Source organism: Catenovulum maritimum, assembly GCF_001050375.1.
Classification (GTDB): Bacteria; Pseudomonadota; Gammaproteobacteria; order Enterobacterales; family Alteromonadaceae; genus Catenovulum; species Catenovulum maritimum.
This window is the reverse complement of the sequence record NZ_KQ130495.1, coordinates 64,717-87,463: the sequence shown is the minus strand read 5'-3', so window position 1 is coordinate 87,463 and position 22,747 is coordinate 64,717. Positions and strand designations below refer to the sequence as shown.

Below are 22,747 nucleotides of genomic sequence, written 5' to 3'. Positions count from 1 at the left end.
ACAGCATTGAAAATATTAACAATTTCAAGTTTATATCCAAACAATAAAGACTTTAAACATGGCGTCTTTGTAGAAACTCGCTTAAAACATCTTAGGGCTGAATATCCGGAGATAGAGTCGACTGTAATCGCGCCTGTGCCATGGTTTCCATTTTCTGCAAAATGTTTTGGAGAGTATGCTAGATTCGCAGGTGTAAAAGATGTTGAAGAAATAAATGGCGTAACTGTCTATCACCCAAAGTACCTAGTTATTCCCAAACTAGGCATGGCCTTAACGCCTATTTTTATGGCTAGAGCTATTGAGAAATGCTTACAAAGAATCATTAAAAGTGGTCAGCGCTTCGATGTTATTGATGGTCATTACTTTTACCCTGATGGTGTAGCCATAGCTAGAGTTGCCAACAAATTCAAAATACCTTTTACTTGTACGGCTAGAGGCACAGATATTAATTTAATACCTGTAATTGAAAAGCCTAAAAAAATGATCCAAAAGGTATTTAAACAAGCCGCCCATATGATGTCCGTATGCAAAGCGTTAAAAGACGAAATGGTTACTTTAGGTGCTGATGACAGCAGAGTTTCAGTACTAAGAAATGGCGTCGATTTAGATTTATTCAAACCAAGTAATAACCAAGAACAAGCAGAAAAAAGATCTAAATTAGTTGGGGATAAAAAATTAATTATCTCAGTTGGCTGGCTAATCGAGCGCAAAGGACACTACCTAGTCATTGAAGCAATGAAACAGCTAACCGATTACCATCTATTTATCGCCGGCGATGGTCCCGACAAACAAAAATTGTCTCAATTAGTAAAGCAATTGAACCTAGCTGAAAACATTACTTTCTTAGGTGCTTTGCCACAAGCAGAATTGAGTCATTATTATCAAGCTGCCGATGCGCTAGTGTTAGCATCTAGCCGAGAAGGATGGGCAAACGTTTTGTTAGAATCCATGGCAAGCGGTACCCCTGTTGTTGCCGCAGATATATGGGGAACACCAGAGGTCGTAGCAGCACCAGAAGCAGGTGTGCTGGTAAAAAGAACCTCAGATTCAATAGCGGCTGGTATAAAACAAGTACTAGCTAACAAAATAGATAGAACAGAAACTAGACAATACGCAGAAAAATTTAGCTGGAAAGAAACTTCAGATAAGCAATATGATATTTTCCAGCAAATAATAAAACAGAATAAATAAAACAGAGTATTTATGAAAATTCTTTATCACCACAGAATCGCTTCAAAAGATGGTCAATATGTCCATGTAGAAGAAATTATCAACGCTTTAACGAAACAAGGGCATGAAATTAAAATAGTTGCGCCTCAAGTTGCAGAAAACAGTGATTTTGGAAGTGATGGTGGCTGGGTCGATGCATTAAAAGCTAAATTACCCCAATTTGTCTATGAGTTACTCGAATTCAGCTACTCCTTCTATGCCTTTATCAAGCTAAGCATGGCTATTTTACAGTTTAAGCCAGACGTGATATATGAAAGATACAACTTATTTTTCCCTGCCGGTATATGGGCAAGTAAGGTATTCAAAATTCCATTACAACTCGAAGTTAATGCCCCGCTATACCAAGAAAGAAAAAAATACGATGGCATAAGCATAGATTGGTTAGCTAAATGGAGTCAGAATTACTGTTGGCGTCAAGCAGATAAAGCACTACCTGTTACTAACGTACTCGCTGATTACTTGAGAGAAATCGGAGTCAAAGAAGAAAATATTGACGTTATTCCAAATGGTATCAACAAAGAAAGTTTTTACGCACCGACAACTATACCGACTAAGTTACCAGACTTAAGCAACAAAACAGTAATAGGTTTTGTAGGGTTTGTAAGAGATTGGCATGGGCTTGATCGAGTACTCACTATCATGAAAGAACTTGATGACTCTAGCCTGTTTTTTCTAATTGTAGGTGATGGGCCTGCTGTAGAAAGATTAAAACAACAAGCAAAATCGCTGGGCTTATCTGAACAAATTTTTGTATCTGGAATCGTACAGCGCGCAGATATGCCTAACTGGGTGGCACAAATGGAAGTAGCCCTACAGCCTGATGTAGTAGCATATGCATCTCCTTTGAAAATGCTTGAGTACTTAGCATTAGGTAAAGCAATCGTAGCCCCAGATACGCCAAATATCAAAGAACTATTAACGGACGAAGAAAATTCCGTGCTCTTTGATATTAACCAAAAAGATTCTTTTAGTTTGCAACTCACAAAACTATTGAAGTCTGCTGATCTTAGACAGAAATTAGGCGTTCAAGCAGCCAAAACGATTGAACGCAAATCGTTAACTTGGGAACAAAATGCTAAGAAAATTGTTCAAAATTTCAATATATTGTTGTCATGTGCAACAAAGAAATATTAAAAGAGATAAAGTGATATGAAAATTTTAGTCACAGGTGGTGCTGGGTTTATCGGTAGTGCCGTAATAAGACATATACTCTCCAACACAGATTACAGTGTCATTAATTTAGACAAGCTTACCTATGCTGGCAACACTGAATCAATACCTGAGAATTTAATCTCTAATAAGTATATATTTGAACAAGTAGATATTTGTGATTTCCAAAAAGTAACTGAAGTTTTTCAGCGCCATCAACCAAATATCGTCATGCATTTAGCTGCGGAGAGTCACGTAGACAGATCGATCGATGGTCCTGGCGAGTTTATACAGACGAATGTAGTTGGGACATATACTTTATTAGAAGCGGCCAAAAACCACTGGTTATCTTTAGATCTAAAAAACCAACAAGCATTTAAATTTCATCATATATCTACTGATGAAGTTTATGGAGATCTTCCACACCCAGACGAATCAAAACCTAACGCAAAATTGCCACTATTTACTGAATCAACACCTTACGCACCTAGCTCACCATATTCAGCGAGTAAAGCCAGTTCAGATCATTTAGTTCGAGCATGGCAACGAACATATGGTTTACCGACTGTTATTACAAACTGTTCAAATAACTATGGTCCATACCACTTTCCAGAAAAGTTAGTACCACATATCATATTAAATGCACTTTCTGGTAAGAGTTTGCCCGTATACGGTGATGGTAGTCAAATTCGAGATTGGTTATATGTTGAAGACCATGCTAAAGCCTTATTAGAAGTAGCGATCAATGGTAAAGTGGGTGAAACCTATAACATAGGTGGACACAACGAGAAACGTAATATAGAAGTCGTCAAAGCTATCTGTGAAATACTAGAAGAATTAGTTCCAATTAGACCAGAGGGTGTTCAGAAATACGAAGATTTAATAGTTTATGTTGCTGATAGACCCGGCCATGATGTGAGATACGCTATCGATGCCAGTAAAATGGCCAATGAGCTAAACTGGCAGCCCGAAGAAACATTTGAGTCAGGAATTAAGAAAACGGTTGAGTGGTATCTAAATAACAAACCTTGGTGGCAACGAGTGCTTTCAGGAGAGTACAAGTTAGAGCGCGTCGGAAATAAATAATAGGACTGAAAAATGAAAAATTACAAAGGCATTATTTTGGCTGGGGGCAGTGGCACAAGACTACATCCACTAACAATGGCAACGTCAAAACAGTTGATGCCTATTTACGATAAACCTATGATTTACTACCCACTTTCCGTATTAATGTTAGCCGGTATTAAAGAAATATTAATAATTACAACACCTGAAGACTTAGATAATTTTAAAAAATTACTTAAAGATGGCAGTCAATTTGGCCTAAACATCGAGTACGCCGTCCAACCAAGTCCTGATGGGCTTGCACAAGCGTTCCTAATTGGCGAGTCATTTATAGGTGATGATAATGTTGCACTTGTTTTAGGTGATAATATTTTCTTTGGCCAACACTTCTCCGATAAACTCCTAAATGCAAGAGCACATGATACGGGCGCAACTGTATTTGGCTACCACGTATCCGATCCAGAACGCTTTGGCGTCGTTGAGTTCGATGGTTCAGGTAAAGCTTTAAGCATCGAAGAAAAACCGGCAACGCCTAAATCAAATTACGCAGTCACAGGGCTCTATTTTTACGACAATGAAGTCATTGAGATTGCAAAATCAATCAAACCTTCAGCCCGAGGTGAGCTCGAAATTACGGATGTAAATAATGCTTATTTAAATAAACAGACCTTAAATGTAGAAGTTCTCGGCCGAGGTTTTGCTTGGTTAGATACAGGCACTCACGACTCTTTATTAGAAGCTGGCAGCTTTGTACAAACGGTAGAGCACAGACAGGGTTTGAAAGTAGCTTGTTTAGAAGAAATTGCATATGATAAAGGCTGGATTAATAAGGAAAAACTAATCTCACAAGGTAATGCCTTATCTAAGACCGGTTATGGCCAGTACTTGTTAAAAGTCGCAAATGGATACAAATAAAATGAAAGTTATTCAAACAGCAATAAAAGATGTACTAATCATAGAACCAAAAGTATTTGGTGATCAGCGAGGTTTTTTTTTAGAAACCTTCCAAGCTAAAAGATACCAAGAGTTATGTGGAATAACGACTCCATTTGTACAAGATAACCACTCACGATCTCAGAAAAATGTGCTAAGAGGTTTACACTTCCAAAAAACGAAACCCCAAGGTAAATTAGTCCGAGTCGTCCAAGGGGAAGTTTTTGATGTAGCTGTAGATATCCGTAAGGATTCTCCTACATATGGACAATGGGCTGGCATCATATTATCCGAAGATAACAAGCGTCAATTATGGGTACCACCAGGATTAGCTCACGGCTTTATCGTTTTATCAGAAACAGCTGATTTTGAGTACAAATGCACTGATTATTATGATCCTAGTGATGAAGGTTGTTTAGCTTGGGATGATCCAACCATCAACATAGAATGGCCACAAGGTATTTGTCCTCAGCTATCCGAAAAAGATAAACTTGGATTAAAATTAGAACAGCTTTAGGAACAGTGATGAAAATATTGTTAACGGGTGCAAATGGACAGCTTGGGAAGTGCTTCCAAGATGTAATTCGTAGGTTTAATCTAACAAAAAATACTAAAGTTGAACTATTAGCCCGTGCATCTGATGAATTGAACATTACTGACAAAATCAGCGTAATGTCAACAATTAATGATGAGCGACCTGATTACATCGTAAATGCCGCTGCATATACAGCTGTAGATAAAGCTGAATCAAATGCTGAACAAGCGTATTTAGTCAATGAATCGGGTGTAGAAAATTTAGCCCTGGCTGCTGCAAAATACGATATACCTCTCATTCATGTGTCAACGGATTATGTTTTTGATGGTGAAGCAACAGCACCTTACCTGCCTGATGATGAAGTAAATCCTCAAAGCGTATATGGGATGTCTAAACTTGCAGGAGAACTTACGCTTGCAAAAACCCACCGACAACACATTATTTTCAGAACGTCATGGGTATTTAGTGAGTACGGTAATAACTTCGTAAAAACAATGATAAAGCTTGCGAAGTCAAGAGATAATCTATCGATTGTCGCTGATCAGTATGGCTGCCCGACTTATGCAGGTGATATAGCAAATACCATTTTTTCTGCCATTTTAAAAATAGAGAATGGCTTAAAACCTTGGGGAACATACCATTATACGGGGAATTTGCCAACAACTTGGCATGGGTTTGCAAGAGCTATTTTTTCAGATGCATTTACCCATAAAATTTTACCAAGACAGCCTGTCCTGAGGGCAATCAACACTGATGAATACCCCCTACCAGCTCCACGTCCGTCATACTCAGTATTGACGAATGCAAAACAAGCGGAAGTGTTGTTTGAACTATTACCTGATTGGCGACAAGCACTATCTTTGGTCATTTCTAAATTAAAAACTGAGAGCTCGTTATAAATGGAAAATAACAAACTAAATTTTGTCATCGCCGGTGGCCAAAAGTGTGGGACGACAAGTTTGGCAGCCCAATTGAGTCAACTGAAATCGATTTGTTTTTGTAAAGAAAAAGAACCTCATTTTTTTAGTAAAACACCGAATATCAAAGAAAAAATGAGCCATTACCTCAGCTTATTTGATGTTCAAAATGATCAAATTCTAGGGGAAGCTTCAACGACATATTCCTTTATCGATGAGTACCCACAAGTTCCAAAAATCCTATTCGAGCATAATCCCGATTTAAAAATAATTTTCATGCTCAGAGACCCTGTTGCACGTATCGAATCTCATTTTAACCATAGATTAAGAAACGGAAGCATCAGTAATAAAGCATTAGAAACCATCGGCGAGCATGTTTGCTTTTTAGAGCGATCAATGTATTTCAAACAAATCACAGCTTATTTAGAATACTTTCCTGCAGAACAAATCGAAGTCATATTTTTTGAAGATTACATTAAGAAGCCATATCAAACCTTAACTAGTGTTTGTAAGTTCTTACAAATTCAGCAGCCGACGAGAGACGAAGTCAATCTTGAGGCACAGAATGTGTCAGATGCATCGCTAAAGTTTAAAAATAGACGTATATTAAAATTGTTAATTAAGTTAGTTGAAAAGCTACCTTTTTCTTATAAGTTATCTCGTTTCTTGCCAATTAAGGTTAGATTTAAACCCGCTCTAAAACGCTTACTATGGTCTTCCTTAGATACCGACGTAAGTAACTTAGAAAAGCTGTTAAATGTTAATTGTGAGAGATGGCGAAACAAATATACCTTCGACAAACAAAATCGAATTCAATAACAATAGGTAATAAAATGTTTTTGAGTTACATACATGCATTCAGGGCTTTGGCTATTTTCTTTATTGTGTCTGGGCATGCTATTGATAGCATGCTATTGATCGCATGATATGGACAAATAGCTTTGAACTATCCCGTATTGTCAGAATATTTATGAGTAACGGTAGCGTTCTATTTGTGTTTATAGCCGGATATTTGTTTCAGCACCTCTCTGTAAAATATAGCCCAAATAAATACTATATTAACAAACTCAAAAATGTCATTTTACCCTACCTGATAATTTCCATACCCGCAATCATCGTCTTTGTATATTTTCAGCAAAGGGAGCGTGTGTGGGAAAGCTTTTACGATAATCCAGAGTGGCTCCAAATTATTTATTTTTATTTAACAGGTCGGCATCTTGCACCTCTGTGGTTTGTGCCAATGATTTCAATATTCTTCCTAATTTCTCCACTGCTTATTGCAGCAGATAAAAATAAGAAAATATATTATTTGCTACCCATCTTTTTATTAATTTCATGTTGGATAGAAAGAGGGTTACCTTACATCAGCTTTATCCATTTCTTTTCAGCTTACCTGCTTGGGATGTTTTGTAGTCACTTTAAACATAAATTAAACCCGATTTTAAGCCAACCCAAAACCCTATTACTACTCGGCAGTATGATCTTAGCTTTTGCCCTAGGTGAATTTTTCTTCATGAAAGGTACAATGACTTGGGTAAATTACTTACAAAAAATATCAGCTTGCCTGTTTTTCTTAGGATTATTAATATACTACGGAGACAAGCTCACATCCCCAATTATTAATGTAGTCGCAAATGCAAGCTTTGGTATTTTCTTTATACATTCATATGTGCTTACTGCTGGGAAATTATCCTATACTCAATTAGTAGGCGACTTACCGAGTGGTAATCCAGTACTCCATATAGTCATCACGCTATCCACGCTTTTTTTATGTGTCAGTATCATATTAGGCATCCAAAAATTATTTGGGCGAAGTAGCCGCTATTTAATTGGTAGCTAAGAGGAAACACTCATGAACTTGATTCGTCATTTAATCAATTTATTCACTCGCGTCTCATGCTGGACACTTTGCTTACTATGTTTTTCAAGCCAAGCATTCATTAAAAACAATGAAATAATTGTTGATGGTATTAGTTACCAGGAAGTAAAGAAAGCAAACCAAGCAATAAAAGACAACAGCCAAGTATACATAGGGCCCGGCATATATATTACAGGTATGCATATAAAATCTAACAATGTAACGATTACAGGAAGTGCTAATACACACTTCATTAATGCAGTAATTAAAGATAAGGGGACCTTTGTTGTCAGTGGTGATGATGTCACCATTGAAAATATCGAATGTAGCCAAGTAAAAGCATCTTCAAACAACGGCGCTTGTATACGCCAAGAAGGGAAAGATTTAACTGTCCTAGGTGTCAATTTTCACAATAGCCAGCAAGGAATTCTACAAAATCCAAAAACGAATAGCCTGACAATACGATATAGCCGCTTTGAAAATCTAGGCAAAGCAGGTCGAGCACACGCAATATACGCGCAAGGTGAATCATTACTCATTAAAGACAGTGTATTTTTAAGTAGTAAAGACCAAGGGCACGAAATAAAGGCAAGATCGCGTCGGGTTGTAATAGAAGATACTTTAATTGCATCGTTAACAGGAAACGATAGTAGATTAATAGACATATCAAACGGTGGTGAGTTAACCATTAACAATTGTATTTTGCAGCAAGGAAATAGCACTGTAAACAAACAAGCAATTGGTTTTGGGCTAGAAGGCACGAGTCCGCTACGCAAAAATTCGATAGAAATCACAAAGAGCCTAATTATATTAGAAAGGGAAAGAGGTAACACTTTCTTGGCCCTGCCTAAAGAAAAAAGTGGCATTAAGATATTGGTAAATCAAAACGTTATTGTTGGCAAAGCAACTGATACTAAACACTACCAAGAAGGCAATAGCTTTTATAACGATAGACTAGGTGCTAATTTATCCAGCTACCAGCTACCAGAAATCAATAACCTCCCTTTATTACTCGAAATACTAAACAATAACGAATGAAATTTAAATGGGTAATCGCCTTAACCATCCTAATAATGGGGCTGATATACAAAACAATTACTCCACCTGAATTTCTTTACCTGCTAAATATAAAGATCCAGCAATTAATTCAACAGAAAAGTCAAATATTGCCAGTTTCGGCGACAACTCTAGCTAATCTCAGCAGTACAATACTGCCTGAAATTTCAACTATAGACACTAAAGTGCATATTAATGATTGGCATACAAAGAATGCTCCATTAATTCAACATTATCACCCACTAAATCAAGTGCTCGTTTCCGATAGTCAGTCTTTAAGTGATGCGTTGAGTAAGCTGAAACCTAATACCATGTTGAGTTTAAATGGTGGGGTATATCAAATTAAACGAAACAAGATCAAAATAGACGCGAATAGCAGCTTAAGTCAACCAATAGTAATTACAGCGGTCAATAACAAAAGAGTAATTATTGAATTTTTTGGTAACGAAGGACTATGGATAAATGCACCTTATGTTCAAATAAGCGGGATACAATTTGAAGGAAAATGTGAATTAGATTCACAGTGTGAGCATGCAATTCATATAGTAGGAAAATCTGACCACCTAATTATTTCGAACAATATTTTTAACAACTTCAATGCACATATCAAATCAAATGGCATTAAAACACCCAATGGAGTTCGATTCCCTAACCACGTTACCTTGTCTCACAACCAATTTATTAATCATTGGCCTAGAAAAACAGCTTCCCCTGTCACGCCTATAGATATAGTGGGCGGGGAACACTGGCAGATCGACGGCAACTTGATTGCAGATTTCGCAAAGTTAGAAGGTAACGGCATATCCTACGGTGCGTTTTTAAAGGGAGGTGGTCAAAATGGCCAGTTCAGTAATAACCTAGTTATATGTGAAATGCACATTAAACATAAAACTAAATTAGATGTAAGAATTGGCTTATCTTTTGGCGGTGGAGGTACAGCGCACAAAAATTGCGTTAACGAAAAATGTACTTTTGAACATAAAAATGGAACATTAATCAACAATAAGATAGTTAACTGCCCAAATAGTGCCGGAATTTACTTAAACAATTCGATCAACATAAACATGTATAACAATCAATTAATCAGCACTTTAGGTGTCGATACTAATTAATGCCTTAAAATATAAGTAACAAAAAACACTTAGCTATTAATCAGCATTCAATACCAGAATAAAGCTTCAAAATAACTATTTATCCATATTTAGCCGCCTGATATTCGCCCAAAATATTTGTGAGATATCTCTGATAATTACAAGTTAACCAAAATTTCCTACCGTTGCTCAATTTCTATACTAGACTTGAAAGGCTTAGATAAATCTAAGTAAAAGTATTTAGTTGTTACTTAAAGGAACCTTAAAATGAGTTGTATTAAACGTTCTATCCAATTGGCATTTCTCGCCACAAGTATATATCCAGTATCTGCAATATCAGCAACCCAAAATATTATTCAAGTCGGTCCAGAAAAAACTTATAAATTACCATCTGAAGCAGCCGCAATAGCCAAAGAAGGAGATGTAATTGAAATTGATGCAGCAGTTTACTCTTGTGATGCTGGTGTAAAATGGAGAGCAAGTAACCTAACAATTCGAGGCGTTAATGGGCGCCCTCACATCACGTGGAAAGACTGCAGTGGGAGTATTCCTGGCGGTAAAGGGATATGGAACACTTTAGGTTATAATGTCACCATAGAGAATATTGAATTATCCTACGCTGAAGTTTCGGATCATAATGGCGCCGGAATTCGACATGACGGAGGTGGTAACCTAATCATTAAAAATAGTTATTTCCACCACAATGAAAATGGCATTCTCGTCACACCAATTACAAGTCGATATCCATCAGTTGGTAATAACGTATTCATTACTAGTTCAGAGTTTTCATATAATGGGTATAAGGATGGAAAATCCCATAATATGTACATCACGAATACAAATGTATTCTCAATCATTAATAGTTATAGCCATAGCGTTGATACTGGACACCTAATCAAAACTATTGCCAAAAATAATTACATTATTGGAAATAAGTTATCGGATAATACCGAAGGTAAGTCCAGCTACCATATAGATGTAACAGGCGGTGGCCCAACATATATTTCGGGAAACCTAATGATACAGACCGAAAATAGCCCCAATTACACTATGATAGCTTATGCAGCTGAATCAAGAGAAGGTTCCAGAAACAACCCAAATAAAAAGCTATTTGTTAATCACAACACCATAATCAATAAACACCCTAAAGGTCAATTTTTGAAGCTATATGACAATATGTCTGATTTCCAAACCGGTGTTATCAGTAACAATTTATATTATGGTTTATCCGATTCCAATTTTATTATTCACCGTAATAGCGCCACTAAAAACTTATTGGAAAATTATAATAACCAAGTCGCATTGGAAGAAGATTTTGAAAATTTTGGCTTAGATAACTATTACCTAACTGAAAGCTCTGCAGCGATAGACCAAGGCCAACCGATTACAAATGAACTTAGCAGTTATTTAGCCTTCCCAACTACAGAATTTTTACCGGGTGGGAAAATTAAAATGAGGCTTATTGATGCCACCCCGGATATAGGTGCATTTGAATATGATGGTGCCATACACGAAACACCAATAATCAGCTTTAGTGCCGATGAATATAGTATCGGTTATTTAACCGATACTAGATTAAATTGGGAGGTTAAAAATGCATTATCATGCCACGCCTCTGGTTCTTGGGAAGGAAAAATTGAATATAACGGAACAATTAACACTGAAAAATTATTTCGAGACAGTCAATTTGTCATTACTTGTGAAGGGCAAGGCGGAAACTCTACAGCGCTAGTTAATATCGACGTTTTAGACTCTCCTAAAGTTGCACTACTGCCTGATTTAAGTCGAGAAGAAATAGCAGACACCCAAATAAACCCTTATTTAGATCGAACAGACCCATATGTAAGTGGCGTAAACAAATATTGGCCTAGTAATACAATTAGCACAGTATATGTACCTCAAAACGGAAAAGTTTACATCGCAGGCGGTGGACAAAGAAGCTACTTTGGTAATGAGATTTTTTCGTTTGATGTATCATCTAGAAGCTTATCTTTAGAGCATGAAAGAACTGACATAGAAAAACTCACCATATTTGATGTGGGTGACCGTAACTACTGGGATGTATTTAACTGGGGAAACTGTTCAGGACTTTGGACAGAAGATAACATTAACTATGTGCCATCTTCACGCAATTTACTTAACAGCTTGGTTTACAATACCACGAGTAACAGTCTGTTTGTACAAGGCGGACTGGTTGGGTGCGGGTCTAATAGGGAAACAACGGATGGCTGGCTATATTCGCTCGATAATAACAATTGGACTTTGCTGCATGATGAATTAGAGGAATTTAAAGGAACAACCACACGCGCAATAGTGCATGATGCCAATACCGACATAAATATTATTACCCACAATCAGGGAACATATTTATATGATACAGAGACGAAAGTCTACAAAAAAGTAGGTGTAGGGCTAAACACACCGGGTGTTAATACCATAGTTGATAAAGAAAATAATTTAGCTTTTTATATTGGAAAAGGCACATTTCGTAGCTACAGCTTAGACGGCCTATCAATGGAAATGGATTCACTCAAAAGCGAAGGATGGGAGCTGGTAGGCGATTTAAGCTTAGTTGAAATGGAACGACCTGCGTTAACTTACAACACACGTTTGAATCAAATAGTTGGCTGGAATAAAAAAGATACCATTTATTACCTTGAAATTAATAAAGAAGCTAAGACAGTAGAAATATTAGCGAAACCGATGGAGTTATTGCCTGGTAGCCATTTACTTTATATCGAAGAACTCGAAGGCTATTTGCATATTGCAAGCAGCAAAACCAACTTTAATTTATTTAAAGAAGATAGATAAAGGCTTCGATTGGTAGTGGCCTATAATGGCCACTACGTTACCTACTCATAATTAAGCTAGGCATTGTATGACTATAACGTCTTATTTAATTAAGTTATGACTGAGCAACTTTTTAACAACATAGTCTGAACCAAATTTAGAAAAATGGCCATCATCGGCATATATATTAACCCCATCAACTAATACATCGCATTGACGCTCATCACTACAAAGCAATGATTTCATAGAAACATAATGCACATTGGGAAATGATTTCAAAATACTATCAGGTTTAAGAAACATAAAATCAATTTTCTTCATATAATCAAAGTTGCTGATTGATGCTTCATTTAGATAAACAAGTTTTTTCATTCTAATTTCAGGGGAAGGTCCCAAAATAATAACTGATTTCAACTTTTCCAATTTACCGAGATATGTTTCCCAATCTAAGTCTTCATATCCATCTCTTTCTGATAGTATCAATATATCTGGAGATATCTTGGTGATGTTATTATCAAAGAAAGTATTAGATGATCGACACCCTTTGGTGGAGCTGCCATGAAGTCGACAACTAAAAGCGGCTATCTGCAAAATATCAAACTCATCTAAATTTTTTTGTAAACCATGGTGAAAATGTAAAGCATATGAATCTCCATGTATCAGGATACTTTTATTTAAATAAGTAAAACAGTCTTCATGAATTTTTTCTTTTTCTTGCTGTTGTTTAGTTTCTGGATGGTATGCCCTAAAGTTACATTTAGGGTTCGAGTAATGATATCTAAAGTTTAATAGTTCTTCATGACTTTGCTCTGCAATTTTATGATTCGTATTTGAATTTAGAGCAACGACAAAAAACGGAATCGATAATACACTAGTCCCTAGTAACACTTTTTTAAAATTGATTTTTTTCTCAATGGTGTAATAGCTAACAACTCCCATTGCTATTGCAATTGGAATTCCAACTAAATTATTTTCGTGTTGATAATAAAATAGAACAACTAACGGCCAATGCCATAAATAGATGGAGTAAGACCAAGTTCCTACTTTCTGAGCAACAATATTTCCTGTAATAATACTATCCTGACGCTGAGCTTGGATAATAAAGTATGCACCCAAAACTGGAATTAATGCTAAATATCCAGGCCAAAGATCATCTTTTGAAATAAAGATGCAAGAAGCAATAATTAATATGATTCCTAACCATTCAGAAAGCCTCTTCATTTGATTATTGATTTTAAAAGGATATAAGTAAGCCACTCCTCCAAACATCATTTCCCAAGCCCTAGTTGGCAAAAGGAAATAAGATGCTAAAGGTGAATGATAGGTTGCAAAAACACAAAATATGAACCCCAGAATAGTCCCGACAAGAAGAATAGGCTTAATGAGTTTAATAGAAACAAATTTAGCTAAAAATAACAGTAGTAAAGGGTAAACTATATAAAATTGCCATTAGGCGGATAAAGACCAAGTATGTAATAACCATTTTTCACTAGAAGCGGCATCAAAATATCCAGATTCCCCCCAATAGACAATATTAGATAAAAAGACAACACTACTAATTACATGTTGAAGGAGAGGAGCAAAATCGAAAGAAGTTAGATAAAACCAACCAAATACAATTATGATAAAACAGACAACAGCCAGAGCTGGGATGATTCTTTTAGCACGAGCGTAATAAAACTTAAGTATAGAAAAACTATCTTTCTCTATACCTCGCATTATTATGCCTGTCATTAAAAAACCTGAAATCACAAAAAACACATCTACACCAATAAAGCCGCCTGGAAGCCATTTAGGGTTAAAATGAAACAGGACGACAGCGATTACAGCTATAGCTCGTAATCCATTAATATCGTTTCTAAATTGCAAAATGCCTTACCAAATAAGTGTAATTTATTAGAATACTATACTAATAACAGATCAGGTCAACTTAAAGAATAAAACTTTCAGCTATCGAGTTAATGACAAAATTAAAGGTCGTTTGGGAGTAATTTTGATGTGTAAAAACTAGGGAAAAAAAGCGATTACCTATAACTCAGCTAATTTAACTGACTTTAGCTAGTCTGCTCTCAATTCGGTGTGAAAGCTCCCGTTTCAGCTACCTCAAAGCAATAGCTGAAACTGACTAACTTCAGGAATAGCTTATAACTCGCTCAAAACTAACTTGGCCAATTTTCGATACACCCCGTGTTTGTATCTGTATGTGCCAATAAAATGTAAGACAGATGTCAACCGAGTATATGACTCTAGTTTTTCTTGGCCATTTTCGACAAAAGGAAAACCATGGTTCAAATATTTAGGCCAAGGTAACACGCTAGGCTCAGGACATAATGAAATCATCACATTCGCAGAGAATTGCTCACTCCCCCAATTGCGCCATGTATCAGCTCCAATTCGCTCTTCCATCTCGGCTGAGAAAGCCTGTAGTTGATCAAATGTAACAGCTTGTTTAGGAAAACCTGCAAATGCTGCACATCCCCGACAATAATGCGTCAAATTAATTGATTCCACATGCTCTAGTTGCCGCTCAGATTTAACTTGAATATGTTCGCTTATTTTATTTCGAGAAATATGGCTTATATATTCAACGGGTATCGGCTCTGGCCAATTTGGTTCGCCACCAATTGTAAATGCTTTATTGGCTTTAAACCCATTATAAACCTCAGGTACAGGCGCTATAGTTAAAGTATCTGTGTCAACCTGAATAACGTAAGCGTCTTGCGATAATTTTAAAATATGAATTAAGCGCTCCCAACAGCTCCCTTTAGGGCAACTGCCGACATCAATATCATCTATGTGAACTATGGTTAAATGAGGAATGTGATGGTGGAGTAACTCGTGATCACTTTTTGTCAAAGAACCGTCATCAATCACCTCAACACGGCCTTCACCGATCATTTTAATGAAGCTTTTTAAAGCCAATAAAGACATATCTAAAGCGCCACTATATACTTGTGAGACGATGACTAGCTCTGGGTTATACGTATATTGAATTGGTTTGGAATCTCTGACTTTTTGGAAAGTCTTTGAACATGCCTTTTTCTCTACTAGAGAAACCACTTTATTCCAATATCTAATCATATTATTTTCTCTTCACAATTAAATTTTTTATCTGAGTATGCTTGCCACAATTGCTCGGTTTTTATAGGAGCGATCTTCATATCGACTAAACACCAGTCTAGGTACTCAAATAGAGTATCCATTAATTTTTCAACTTTACCATCCCCTGTTGAATAAGGGTTTTCACCATCCTCGAAGGAGGTACTGTGTACAGTCACAATCAAACTATCTAGCTGTTCTTTAATCAAGTTTTTAGTGAGTATTTTCATTCGGCTTGCTGTATTCCCTTCTGGAGATAAACGAACAGCTTCACATGAAAAAATGTGTTTAGAAATAAATTGAAAATGTTTGGTAATCAGATCCGGTCCTCGCGAGAACATAGAATATGGTACCGGTACACACAACAAATTTTGAGTTTCGTCTCCCCACTTAGCCTTATTATCGATAGTTTTAAAGCTGGGGCCACCTTTACAGCTGAAATCAAATCCAGCAGATGGGCTTAAATCAATTTTAATACCTAAAGCGGCTAAATTTTCAAAGGAAGAATAGTCGACACCGTATCGACCAGCTCTATGAACAAGCGGCTTACAACCAAAAACTTCAATATATTGATTGACTAAACTATCTAATTTCAGCTTTTCATTTTCGAGTGATAGATTACATTGAAAACTTTCTTCAACATCCAATTTCGGAGGGGTATTCCAGGAATGCAAATGTATCCCTATCTCACACTCATTTTTTTTGTGCGCATCACGTAAAAATGCAACTGCAACAGGGTTCTTCAATATTTGATATGTTGCCAAATATAAAGGTGTTATTTTTCGATTTATGCATTTTGAATGGAACACCTTAAGCCCTGATATTTCACCCGAAGAGTGCTCACTAGATTCAGGTTCATCCCAATCAAAGGACTCTTCCATATCAATAGTTAGCAACATAGAAGTGCTTTTTAATGGCTTAATTTCAACGGCATCCAATAATGTGCCCGCACTTATAACTTGCCGTTTAGGTAATAAATTTGACACTGATGTCTTTAATCCCTCTTTCTTCATCATTAATACAACGCACTCTTTAATTTAGCCTTGCGTAACAAAGCGGTTACTGTATCAGATAAAACAAGGTAATCTGGATTACTATTTTTCAGTATCAAAGTCACTAGCGCAGTTAACAGCGCATAACAAATAACAAACACGCCGGAATTAGCAATTAATTGAATAAAATCCCAGTCAAACTCAATGAATGAATGGCTATAGAATACCAACCATGCAGATCCAATGGCACTAAAAACAAGTGGAGCTACAAATATGACAATCCGAGTTATGTTTAAATTAACTAATGTATGACATACAAACATTAAATATAAAATAAAGATAAAGCGCACAGCTAAGCTGATCCAAATAATTTCAAGTAAACCCGCACCATAATAAATAGCAGCCACCAAAGCCGATATAGAAAGTGTTGCGTACACACAATCTAAAAAGAATACTCGTTTAACTTCTCCGATCAAAGTAATAAAATCGTATAGCCGGCTCCATACAGGTAGCAGTAGAATCAGAAAACTGAGGAAAGGTAAAAGATCAACAACTGTCGACCACTTCACTGCATCGCCTAAAAACAAAGTGACGATTTCAGTCGAGCTTAGCAAAGGTAAGCAACAAATAGGAATGGTCAAAAAGAATATAAATAGTAACGTTTTTTGGCAACGTTCGAAAAATAGCTCTTTTTCAGAAAGAGATTCCGCCAAACCGGAATATATAACATTATCTAAAGGTTTCAATAAATAATCATTCGGAATTGTGGCGATACGCGTACCTAGATTAAAATAACCAACATTATCAATTGAGAGATATTTTGAAATTAAAAATGCATCGGCTTTATTCCCCGCATAATTAACAAAACCTTTCAACAATACCCAAGATGAAAAAGAAAACTGCTCTTGACACTTAGCCAAGCATAAGCGCGGTCGATGGTTAGAAATAACATAGCTGAAAATGCTGATGCAAAAATGTTGAACTAACATGCCAATTACAAAAGCCCAGTAAGATTGGTATAGATAAGCAGTAATAACTAAGGCTAGAAATGAAAGAAATTTAGCACCTGATTGAATAAAAACGATACGCTTAAACTCTAGTTTTTTTTGCAATAAAACTAGACCTACATTTTTTAAACCAATACACAAAGGAATAAGGGCTAATGCCTTTAATACAAACTCAAGCCTTGCATCATTAAAGTATAATGCGGCGTAATCAGAGGAAAGATACACTAGGCTAGCAATCAGTATCTGGGAAACCAACTGTATTGTCCATGCTGTGTTAATATCTTCCTTCACTAAATCCTGCTTATTCACTATATACTGCATAGTGCCGAGTTTAGCGAATAAGTCGAAAAAGCCAGTAACAATCGTCGCTGTAGCAATTAATCCAAAATCTTCTGGAAGTAATATACGCGCTAAAATAAGCGTAGACACAATCCCTAAACTTGAAACAATCCAAGTAGATAATGTCAACCAAAATGCGCCTTTAACGACCTTACTTTTCAAATCAGATGTCATGAGTGTTATCTAGCTCGCATCCTTATTCTTTGAAGGTGAATCAGAAGTAATGACGTTGATCATAGCTTCATTATTCGCTTTAACCTTTTGAATAATCGCAGATGCGTTGCGAGTCAAATCAGGTAAATCGTCTTCTTTAATCAACTTAGGTAGCTTCGATAACTCAGCAACGCTATATGATTGATTGTAAGGTGCAATGCTCCATTCAGCCACAAAAGCATTTAATTTTCCAATATTGATGTTTAAACCAAAATGTGGCAATCCATAGGCCATAGCCGTGATAACACCATGAAGGCTAGTCCCCATAAATGCTCTAGCCTGTTTTATGACAAATAAAATTTCCCAGACGTTAAGGTCAGATAGCAAAATAGTTTTATCGGGCAATACCTCGTGAATGTCTTGCATCAAGTGCAAATCATCATGTCCTGACGCATAACCTATCGGTAACAAAATAACTTTAGATTGAGTTTCGTCACTGAGTGTTTGAACTTGTTCTATTAAAGCGTCAACAGTGCAGTCAATTTTTGCAGGCGCAGCTTGAAATACATACTTAGGTGACTGGGAAGCTAACTCATATATAGACGATTTAACTTGTTTTTTTAAAAACTCATCATCCACAACGGCTGGTAATAAAAAAACAGAATCAGGTGACAAGGCAACATCCCTCTTACCAGCTGTTTGAGTTAGAGTTCTACTATCGCGAACTGAAAAATAATCAGCGGATATGATTCGCTTCATTACTTTTTGATACATATGCTTATTATTTGGGTTTACCTGACCACCAATCGTGTTGTAAAGCACCTTAACACCATCAGGTAAACAAGATTTATCAATAATAAATGGATAGTCCCATTTAGTAGAATAGGCAAATTGTGCATATAGGTTAAAAATCTTTGTGAGATTCTTGCGACAGAACACGGCAACTTTATGGCCAATCTGAGATTTTTGCATATGTAGCATTAAGTCAGCATTGGAGGCGCAAAGCACTTCACCTCCAATCACAATGATTGAAGATCCAGCCGGCAGAGAGTCTACAATATCGTTTATTTTCACTGATTTTTCACAATGAAAATTCTCTAAATTTGATGCACTAATTGCTGCGAATTCAAATTCGTATGAATCCAACACCTTCGGGAAATACTTAGAAACATAGCGCTGGAAAACGATTGGCATTAAGTTATCACCATAGTTATAACGGTCAAATGCGCCAAATAACACGATTTTTTTCAAATGGTTCTCCTAGTTTATAGCAGCTTTAGTTAAGAGCTTAATGTGCGGCCTATTTTCCTTTGAATCCGACCAGCAAACGCCAGTATATTGTCGAATAAACAAAAGCAGTGATGTAGTACACTTGCAGAGCCAAGCCCCTCATAAGTTTTAAACTCGTTTTCGCTAAAAGATAATTTATTTCTTTCACGGACTTCAGCCCAATCTGCATTACGTTGCTCCCGAGAACGAAACCTATCAATTTCTCGAGTGCCGCCTTTATGCACATCATGAGGATTTAAACAAACAATGCTGTCGACAACCGCAATACAAGGTTTATTTGTACGACTTTCTGCATGATAGCAAAACCACCAATCTACGCCCCCACCATTTGCAACAGGATCAAAAAATTCAAGAAAAGAAGTTAACTCTGAAGTTTTAAAAATAGGGCAAGTCACCTCAACAAAATTGGTTAACCTGTATTGATAATTTGGGTTAACCTTAGTAATTTTATGACTGATTTTCCCTCTTGCACTAAAAGCAGGCTGTATTATCGACAGTTCTTCTTTCATCAAAAACTCAAATAACTCATTTATTTTATCAGCTGGTAAAAGAATATCATCATCCATCACCATAATGGCATCATATGCCGAAAATACGTCCGGATCTTGAGTATAACAAAAGTGAATATTTTGAAACTTTCCACCTTTACGCTCTAAGTAATAATTGGCAAATTGTTTGGTATTGCTGTCACCGTTGCAATAGTCAACGACAAACAAATCAAATTGTGCGCCATTCGCCCATTGTTTAACATTTGCGCTTCGACCAGCTGAGGTAAAAACCAAAAACTTCGAAGACTTACTCTTAACAACTTCCACATTATCTCCTTAAATAAAGCATTTCAAACTCATTAATTTTTATTAGAATATAGTTATTCATTAATAATGTCACAAAATGCTTTGCCAATTGCCGCTTTTGAGTGTTTAGCTAGTGTAATCTGACGCGCAGAAATCGCACTGTCTTTTCTTAATTGATCTTGTTCTAAGTAGTAATTTATTTTCGAAACTAAATCACTTTCAGAATAATAAGTCTTAACCGCTCCCTGGAATAAAGTTTCAATTTCATCAAAGTGATCTGTCAGTAAAAACCCGCCACAAGCTGTAACATCAAAAACTCTGTTAGATATAAAACCCTGATCTCTCATCGTTTGCCAATGATCATTCAGTGTTATTTTTGCGTTTGCATAATGCTTCGGAAGCTCAGCATTACTAATATGGTGTCCTTTAATGTACTTTTGAGGAATAAACTTGTCCCAACCAGCCCCATATACATCTATGTTAATATCATTTTCGATACAGTATTTCACACTTTCTCTGTAAATACCCCTTGTATTACCGACAAACAATACATCATGCTCAAACGACTTATCGATCTGAGGCTTAAACCTTTCTTCATCAGTGAACTGAGGGATATAATGTAGGTATTTGTTGATCGATTTCAGTTCATCATACAGTTTTAAGCTCGCAACAATGACTCCTTTGTAACGTGCGAGTTCATCTCCAGATACCTTTTCAGGATGAGAAATAAGATACATGTAAGTTTTATCAAAGTATGGATTGTTGTCACTTTCAGAATATACGCCACGAATAAAAATAATTTTAAACGCTCTATTATTTAAGAATTGACTATGCCAAAAATCAATAGGTACCATAATACATTTGTAATTGGGATCTAGCTCTATGGAGTTGGCAAGTGCTTCAGCTAAATGATAATCCCCCCAACTAAATCGATTTTTATTAGCAGGGTTGCAAGTTTTAATTAAAATTATTTTTTTGTCTGATTTATATACTTTAGGTTTTAAGTAATATTCATATATAAATACACACAACCTAATATATTTAATAACATAAGTATTCTCAAACCAGCGATTTAAGTCCAGAACCAATTTACTTAGTATCGTTTTCAATTTTTTTACTCTTTAGGGGAGTTCCCATTTATTCTCTAATCTAACGCTACTGCTTTTTGTTCTTTCTTCATGTTATCTTTTGCAACTATCTCTAAACACACAGCAAAAGCAAAGTAGACTAGTAATATCTCTCGGTAAGCGAAATTGAGTGCAGCTCCCGAAACCATAAAAACAACAATTGAAATTTTTGAGAAGAAAGCAGCATGATATAACCAACTGCCTTTTTCTGCTTGTTTTTTTACTTTGCTGAAACTAGAGGTCGTTTTCATCAACATTAATGCAAATATAAATATTCCTAGAAATCCTTGATTTCCAAGAACTTGAAAATATGTACTATGCGCTACATGTGGGATATGTGGTTCAGGGCTAGGGATAAAACTGACTTTATCAAATGATTGCTTCAGAGCTTCCCAAGTAGGTATATCAATTATGGCATCGAATCCGCCACCAAAGAATGGATTTTCGATTGCTAATAACAATGACAATTTCCAAGAAATAACACGGCCCATAAATGAGCTATCTTCATCAGCAGACTTGATACTGTCCATTCGATTAAACCATTCATCTCCCATGACAGATAATGCTCCAATAGCAATAATAGATACCATCACGATTAAAAACATTTTACGTTCAGAGTTTAAAATGTAATAAATGGTCAAAACAACAAGTCCCAGAAAACCACCACGGGAATCAGAGCCTAAAACAAACATGACGCTGCCTAAAATAAACCCAAACAATATATACTTAAGTAAGGTATATTGTTTATATTGGGTCAATAAGTACAGACACATTGGAATACACATCAATGTTGCTAAGGCTGATAAATTATTATCGTTAAAGGTACTAGAAATCCCATTTATATTATGACCGCCGCCAGATATAATAAACTTCACAGCATCCAAACCAGCAATCACCAACACTGACATTAGACATGCACACATTACGGCTTCAAAATGAATTTTTTGGCGGAGCATCGAGCAACAAACAAAAAAGAAAATAATCGCTTTAAAATAGTTTTCCCATCTTTGCCAAATGTACTTAGAATCTGCTTCACTCAGCACAGTTGACATAGTGTTATGAAAGAAAAAGAGTAAAACTAAAAATAATAACCCAGAGGCCCTAAAGTCGTATTCTTTTTTCTGAAAAAGAATACCGAGTAAGGTACAGGCCGCAAACATCAAATTCCAACGAACACTAGTTGCCATGCCGTAACTCCATTGCTGCATTGGCACAAGTGAGGTCCAAAGCCACAAAGACAGGCTGATTATGGGTCTTTTAAGGGCGAAATAGACTAAAAAAGGTAATACACCCAGTAATAACAGATCTCTCATGACTCATTC

General features: G+C 36.3%; 19 protein-coding genes and 1 pseudogene. 11 read left to right on the top strand and 9 right to left on the bottom strand.

Features of this window, described 5'->3' with window-relative positions:
- The first annotated feature begins 6 nt into the window (after positions 1–6).
- The 11 genes from XM47_RS13470 to XM47_RS13420 all read left to right on the top strand — a co-directional run bounded on the left by XM47_RS13470 (position 7) and on the right by XM47_RS13420 (position 12,645).
- Positions 7–1,191 (top strand): glycosyltransferase family 4 protein, encoded by a 1,185-nt coding sequence (locus tag XM47_RS13470; RefSeq protein WP_053084572.1) that lies wholly within the window; start codon positions 7–9, stop codon positions 1,189–1,191.
- 12 nt (positions 1,192–1,203) lie between these two features.
- A complete protein-coding gene (locus XM47_RS13465) occupies positions 1,204–2,364 on the top strand; it encodes a glycosyltransferase family 4 protein (protein WP_048693486.1) in 1,161 nt (386 codons plus the stop codon).
- Positions 2,365–2,379: 15 nt separating this feature from the next.
- Positions 2,380–3,465 (top strand): dTDP-glucose 4,6-dehydratase, encoded by a 1,086-nt coding sequence (gene rfbB, locus XM47_RS13460; RefSeq protein ID WP_048693483.1) that lies wholly within the window; start codon positions 2,380–2,382, stop codon positions 3,463–3,465.
- 12 nt (positions 3,466–3,477) lie between these two features.
- Positions 3,478–4,359: a glucose-1-phosphate thymidylyltransferase RfbA gene (gene rfbA, locus XM47_RS13455; protein ID WP_048693480.1), complete on the top strand. Its 882-nt coding sequence runs from the start codon at positions 3,478–3,480 to the stop codon at positions 4,357–4,359.
- 1 nt (position 4,360) lies between these two features.
- On the top strand, positions 4,361–4,894 hold the full coding sequence (gene rfbC, locus XM47_RS13450) for a dTDP-4-dehydrorhamnose 3,5-epimerase (RefSeq protein WP_048693477.1): 534 nt from the start codon (positions 4,361–4,363) through the stop codon (positions 4,892–4,894).
- Between the two features lie 8 nt (positions 4,895–4,902).
- The gene (gene rfbD, locus XM47_RS13445) at positions 4,903–5,811 is read left to right on the top strand and encodes a dTDP-4-dehydrorhamnose reductase (protein ID WP_048693475.1); all 909 of its coding nucleotides are present in this window, start codon (positions 4,903–4,905) and stop codon (positions 5,809–5,811) included.
- Entirely contained in the window at positions 5,812–6,648 is an 837-nt protein-coding gene (locus XM47_RS13440; protein WP_048693474.1) for a sulfotransferase domain-containing protein, read from the top strand. It abuts the gene before it with no gap.
- A 103-nt stretch (positions 6,649–6,751) separates the two neighbouring features.
- A complete protein-coding gene (locus XM47_RS13435; protein ID WP_048693472.1) occupies positions 6,752–7,669 on the top strand; it encodes an acyltransferase family protein in 918 nt (305 codons plus the stop codon).
- Between the two features lie 12 nt (positions 7,670–7,681).
- Positions 7,682–8,725, top strand: coding sequence for a hypothetical protein (locus XM47_RS13430; protein WP_048693470.1), 1,044 nt, complete (start codon positions 7,682–7,684; stop codon positions 8,723–8,725).
- Positions 8,722–9,855 (top strand): polysaccharide lyase domain-containing protein, encoded by a 1,134-nt coding sequence (locus tag XM47_RS13425; RefSeq protein WP_048693467.1) that lies wholly within the window; start codon positions 8,722–8,724, stop codon positions 9,853–9,855. Before XM47_RS13430 ends, XM47_RS13425 begins: the two co-directional genes overlap by 4 nt.
- Before the next feature lie 246 nt (positions 9,856–10,101).
- Positions 10,102–12,645 (top strand): right-handed parallel beta-helix repeat-containing protein, encoded by a 2,544-nt coding sequence (locus XM47_RS13420; protein ID WP_048693465.1) that lies wholly within the window; start codon positions 10,102–10,104, stop codon positions 12,643–12,645.
- An 81-nt stretch (positions 12,646–12,726) separates the two neighbouring features.
- On the opposite strand, the gene XM47_RS18745 is transcribed toward XM47_RS13420, so the two are convergent.
- The 9 genes and pseudogenes from XM47_RS18745 to XM47_RS13380 all read right to left on the bottom strand — a co-directional run bounded on the left by XM47_RS18745 (position 12,727) and on the right by XM47_RS13380 (position 22,738).
- Positions 12,727–13,563: an SGNH hydrolase domain-containing protein gene (locus tag XM47_RS18745; protein WP_342669145.1), complete on the bottom strand. Its 837-nt coding sequence runs from the start codon at positions 13,561–13,563 to the stop codon at positions 12,727–12,729.
- Positions 13,564–14,493, bottom strand: a pseudogene (locus XM47_RS19475) (acyltransferase family protein); the annotation flags it as partial.
- A gap of 273 nt (positions 14,494–14,766) precedes the next feature.
- Entirely contained in the window at positions 14,767–15,705 is a 939-nt protein-coding gene (locus XM47_RS13410) for a hypothetical protein (protein WP_048693462.1), read from the bottom strand.
- Positions 15,702–16,709 carry a polysaccharide deacetylase family protein gene (locus tag XM47_RS13405; RefSeq protein ID WP_149865513.1) on the bottom strand — a complete coding sequence of 336 codons (1,008 nt, stop codon included), beginning with the start codon at positions 16,707–16,709 and terminating at the stop codon, positions 15,702–15,704. Before XM47_RS13405 ends, XM47_RS13410 begins: the two co-directional genes overlap by 4 nt.
- Before the next feature lie 29 nt (positions 16,710–16,738).
- On the bottom strand, positions 16,739–18,235 hold the full coding sequence (locus XM47_RS13400; RefSeq protein ID WP_048693458.1) for a lipopolysaccharide biosynthesis protein: 1,497 nt from the start codon (positions 18,233–18,235) through the stop codon (positions 16,739–16,741).
- A 9-nt stretch (positions 18,236–18,244) separates the two neighbouring features.
- Entirely contained in the window at positions 18,245–19,465 is a 1,221-nt protein-coding gene (locus XM47_RS13395; protein ID WP_048693456.1) for a polysaccharide pyruvyl transferase family protein, read from the bottom strand.
- 29 nt (positions 19,466–19,494) lie between these two features.
- Complete coding sequence (locus XM47_RS13390) at positions 19,495–20,319, bottom strand: DUF707 domain-containing protein (protein WP_048693455.1); 825 nt, start codon at positions 20,317–20,319, stop codon at positions 19,495–19,497.
- Between the two features lie 53 nt (positions 20,320–20,372).
- On the bottom strand, positions 20,373–21,407 hold the full coding sequence (locus XM47_RS13385) for a glycosyltransferase family protein (RefSeq protein WP_048693453.1): 1,035 nt from the start codon (positions 21,405–21,407) through the stop codon (positions 20,373–20,375).
- Between the two features lie 35 nt (positions 21,408–21,442).
- Complete coding sequence (locus XM47_RS13380) at positions 21,443–22,738, bottom strand: putative O-glycosylation ligase, exosortase A system-associated (protein ID WP_077066563.1); 1,296 nt, start codon at positions 22,736–22,738, stop codon at positions 21,443–21,445.
- Positions 22,739–22,747 lie beyond the last annotated feature (9 nt).

Excerpts from the sequence above, each read along its gene's own strand:
- XM47_RS13465 (WP_048693486.1), top strand. The coding sequence starts at position 1,204 with ATGAAAATTCTTTATCACCACAGAATCGCTTCAAAAGATGGTCAATAT.
- rfbB (WP_048693483.1), top strand. The coding sequence starts at position 2,380 with ATGAAAATTTTAGTCACAGGTGGTGCTGGGTTTATCGGTAGTGCCGTA.
- rfbA (WP_048693480.1), top strand. The coding sequence starts at position 3,478 with ATGAAAAATTACAAAGGCATTATTTTGGCTGGGGGCAGTGGCACAAGA.
- rfbC (WP_048693477.1), top strand. The coding sequence starts at position 4,361 with ATGAAAGTTATTCAAACAGCAATAAAAGATGTACTAATCATAGAACCA.
- rfbD (WP_048693475.1), top strand. The coding sequence starts at position 4,903 with ATGAAAATATTGTTAACGGGTGCAAATGGACAGCTTGGGAAGTGCTTC.
- XM47_RS13440 (WP_048693474.1), top strand. The coding sequence starts at position 5,812 with ATGGAAAATAACAAACTAAATTTTGTCATCGCCGGTGGCCAAAAGTGT.
- XM47_RS13435 (WP_048693472.1), top strand. The coding sequence starts at position 6,752 with ATGATATGGACAAATAGCTTTGAACTATCCCGTATTGTCAGAATATTT.
- XM47_RS13430 (WP_048693470.1), top strand. The coding sequence starts at position 7,682 with ATGAACTTGATTCGTCATTTAATCAATTTATTCACTCGCGTCTCATGC.
- XM47_RS13425 (WP_048693467.1), top strand. The coding sequence starts at position 8,722 with ATGAAATTTAAATGGGTAATCGCCTTAACCATCCTAATAATGGGGCTG.
- XM47_RS13420 (WP_048693465.1), top strand. The coding sequence starts at position 10,102 with ATGAGTTGTATTAAACGTTCTATCCAATTGGCATTTCTCGCCACAAGT.
- XM47_RS18745 (WP_342669145.1), bottom strand. The coding sequence starts at position 13,563 with ATGGGAGTTGTTAGCTATTACACCATTGAGAAAAAAATCAATTTTAAA.
- XM47_RS13410 (WP_048693462.1), bottom strand. The coding sequence starts at position 15,705 with ATGATTAGATATTGGAATAAAGTGGTTTCTCTAGTAGAGAAAAAGGCA.
- XM47_RS13400 (WP_048693458.1), bottom strand. The coding sequence starts at position 18,235 with ATGACATCTGATTTGAAAAGTAAGGTCGTTAAAGGCGCATTTTGGTTG.
- XM47_RS13380 (WP_077066563.1), bottom strand. The coding sequence starts at position 22,738 with ATGAGAGATCTGTTATTACTGGGTGTATTACCTTTTTTAGTCTATTTC.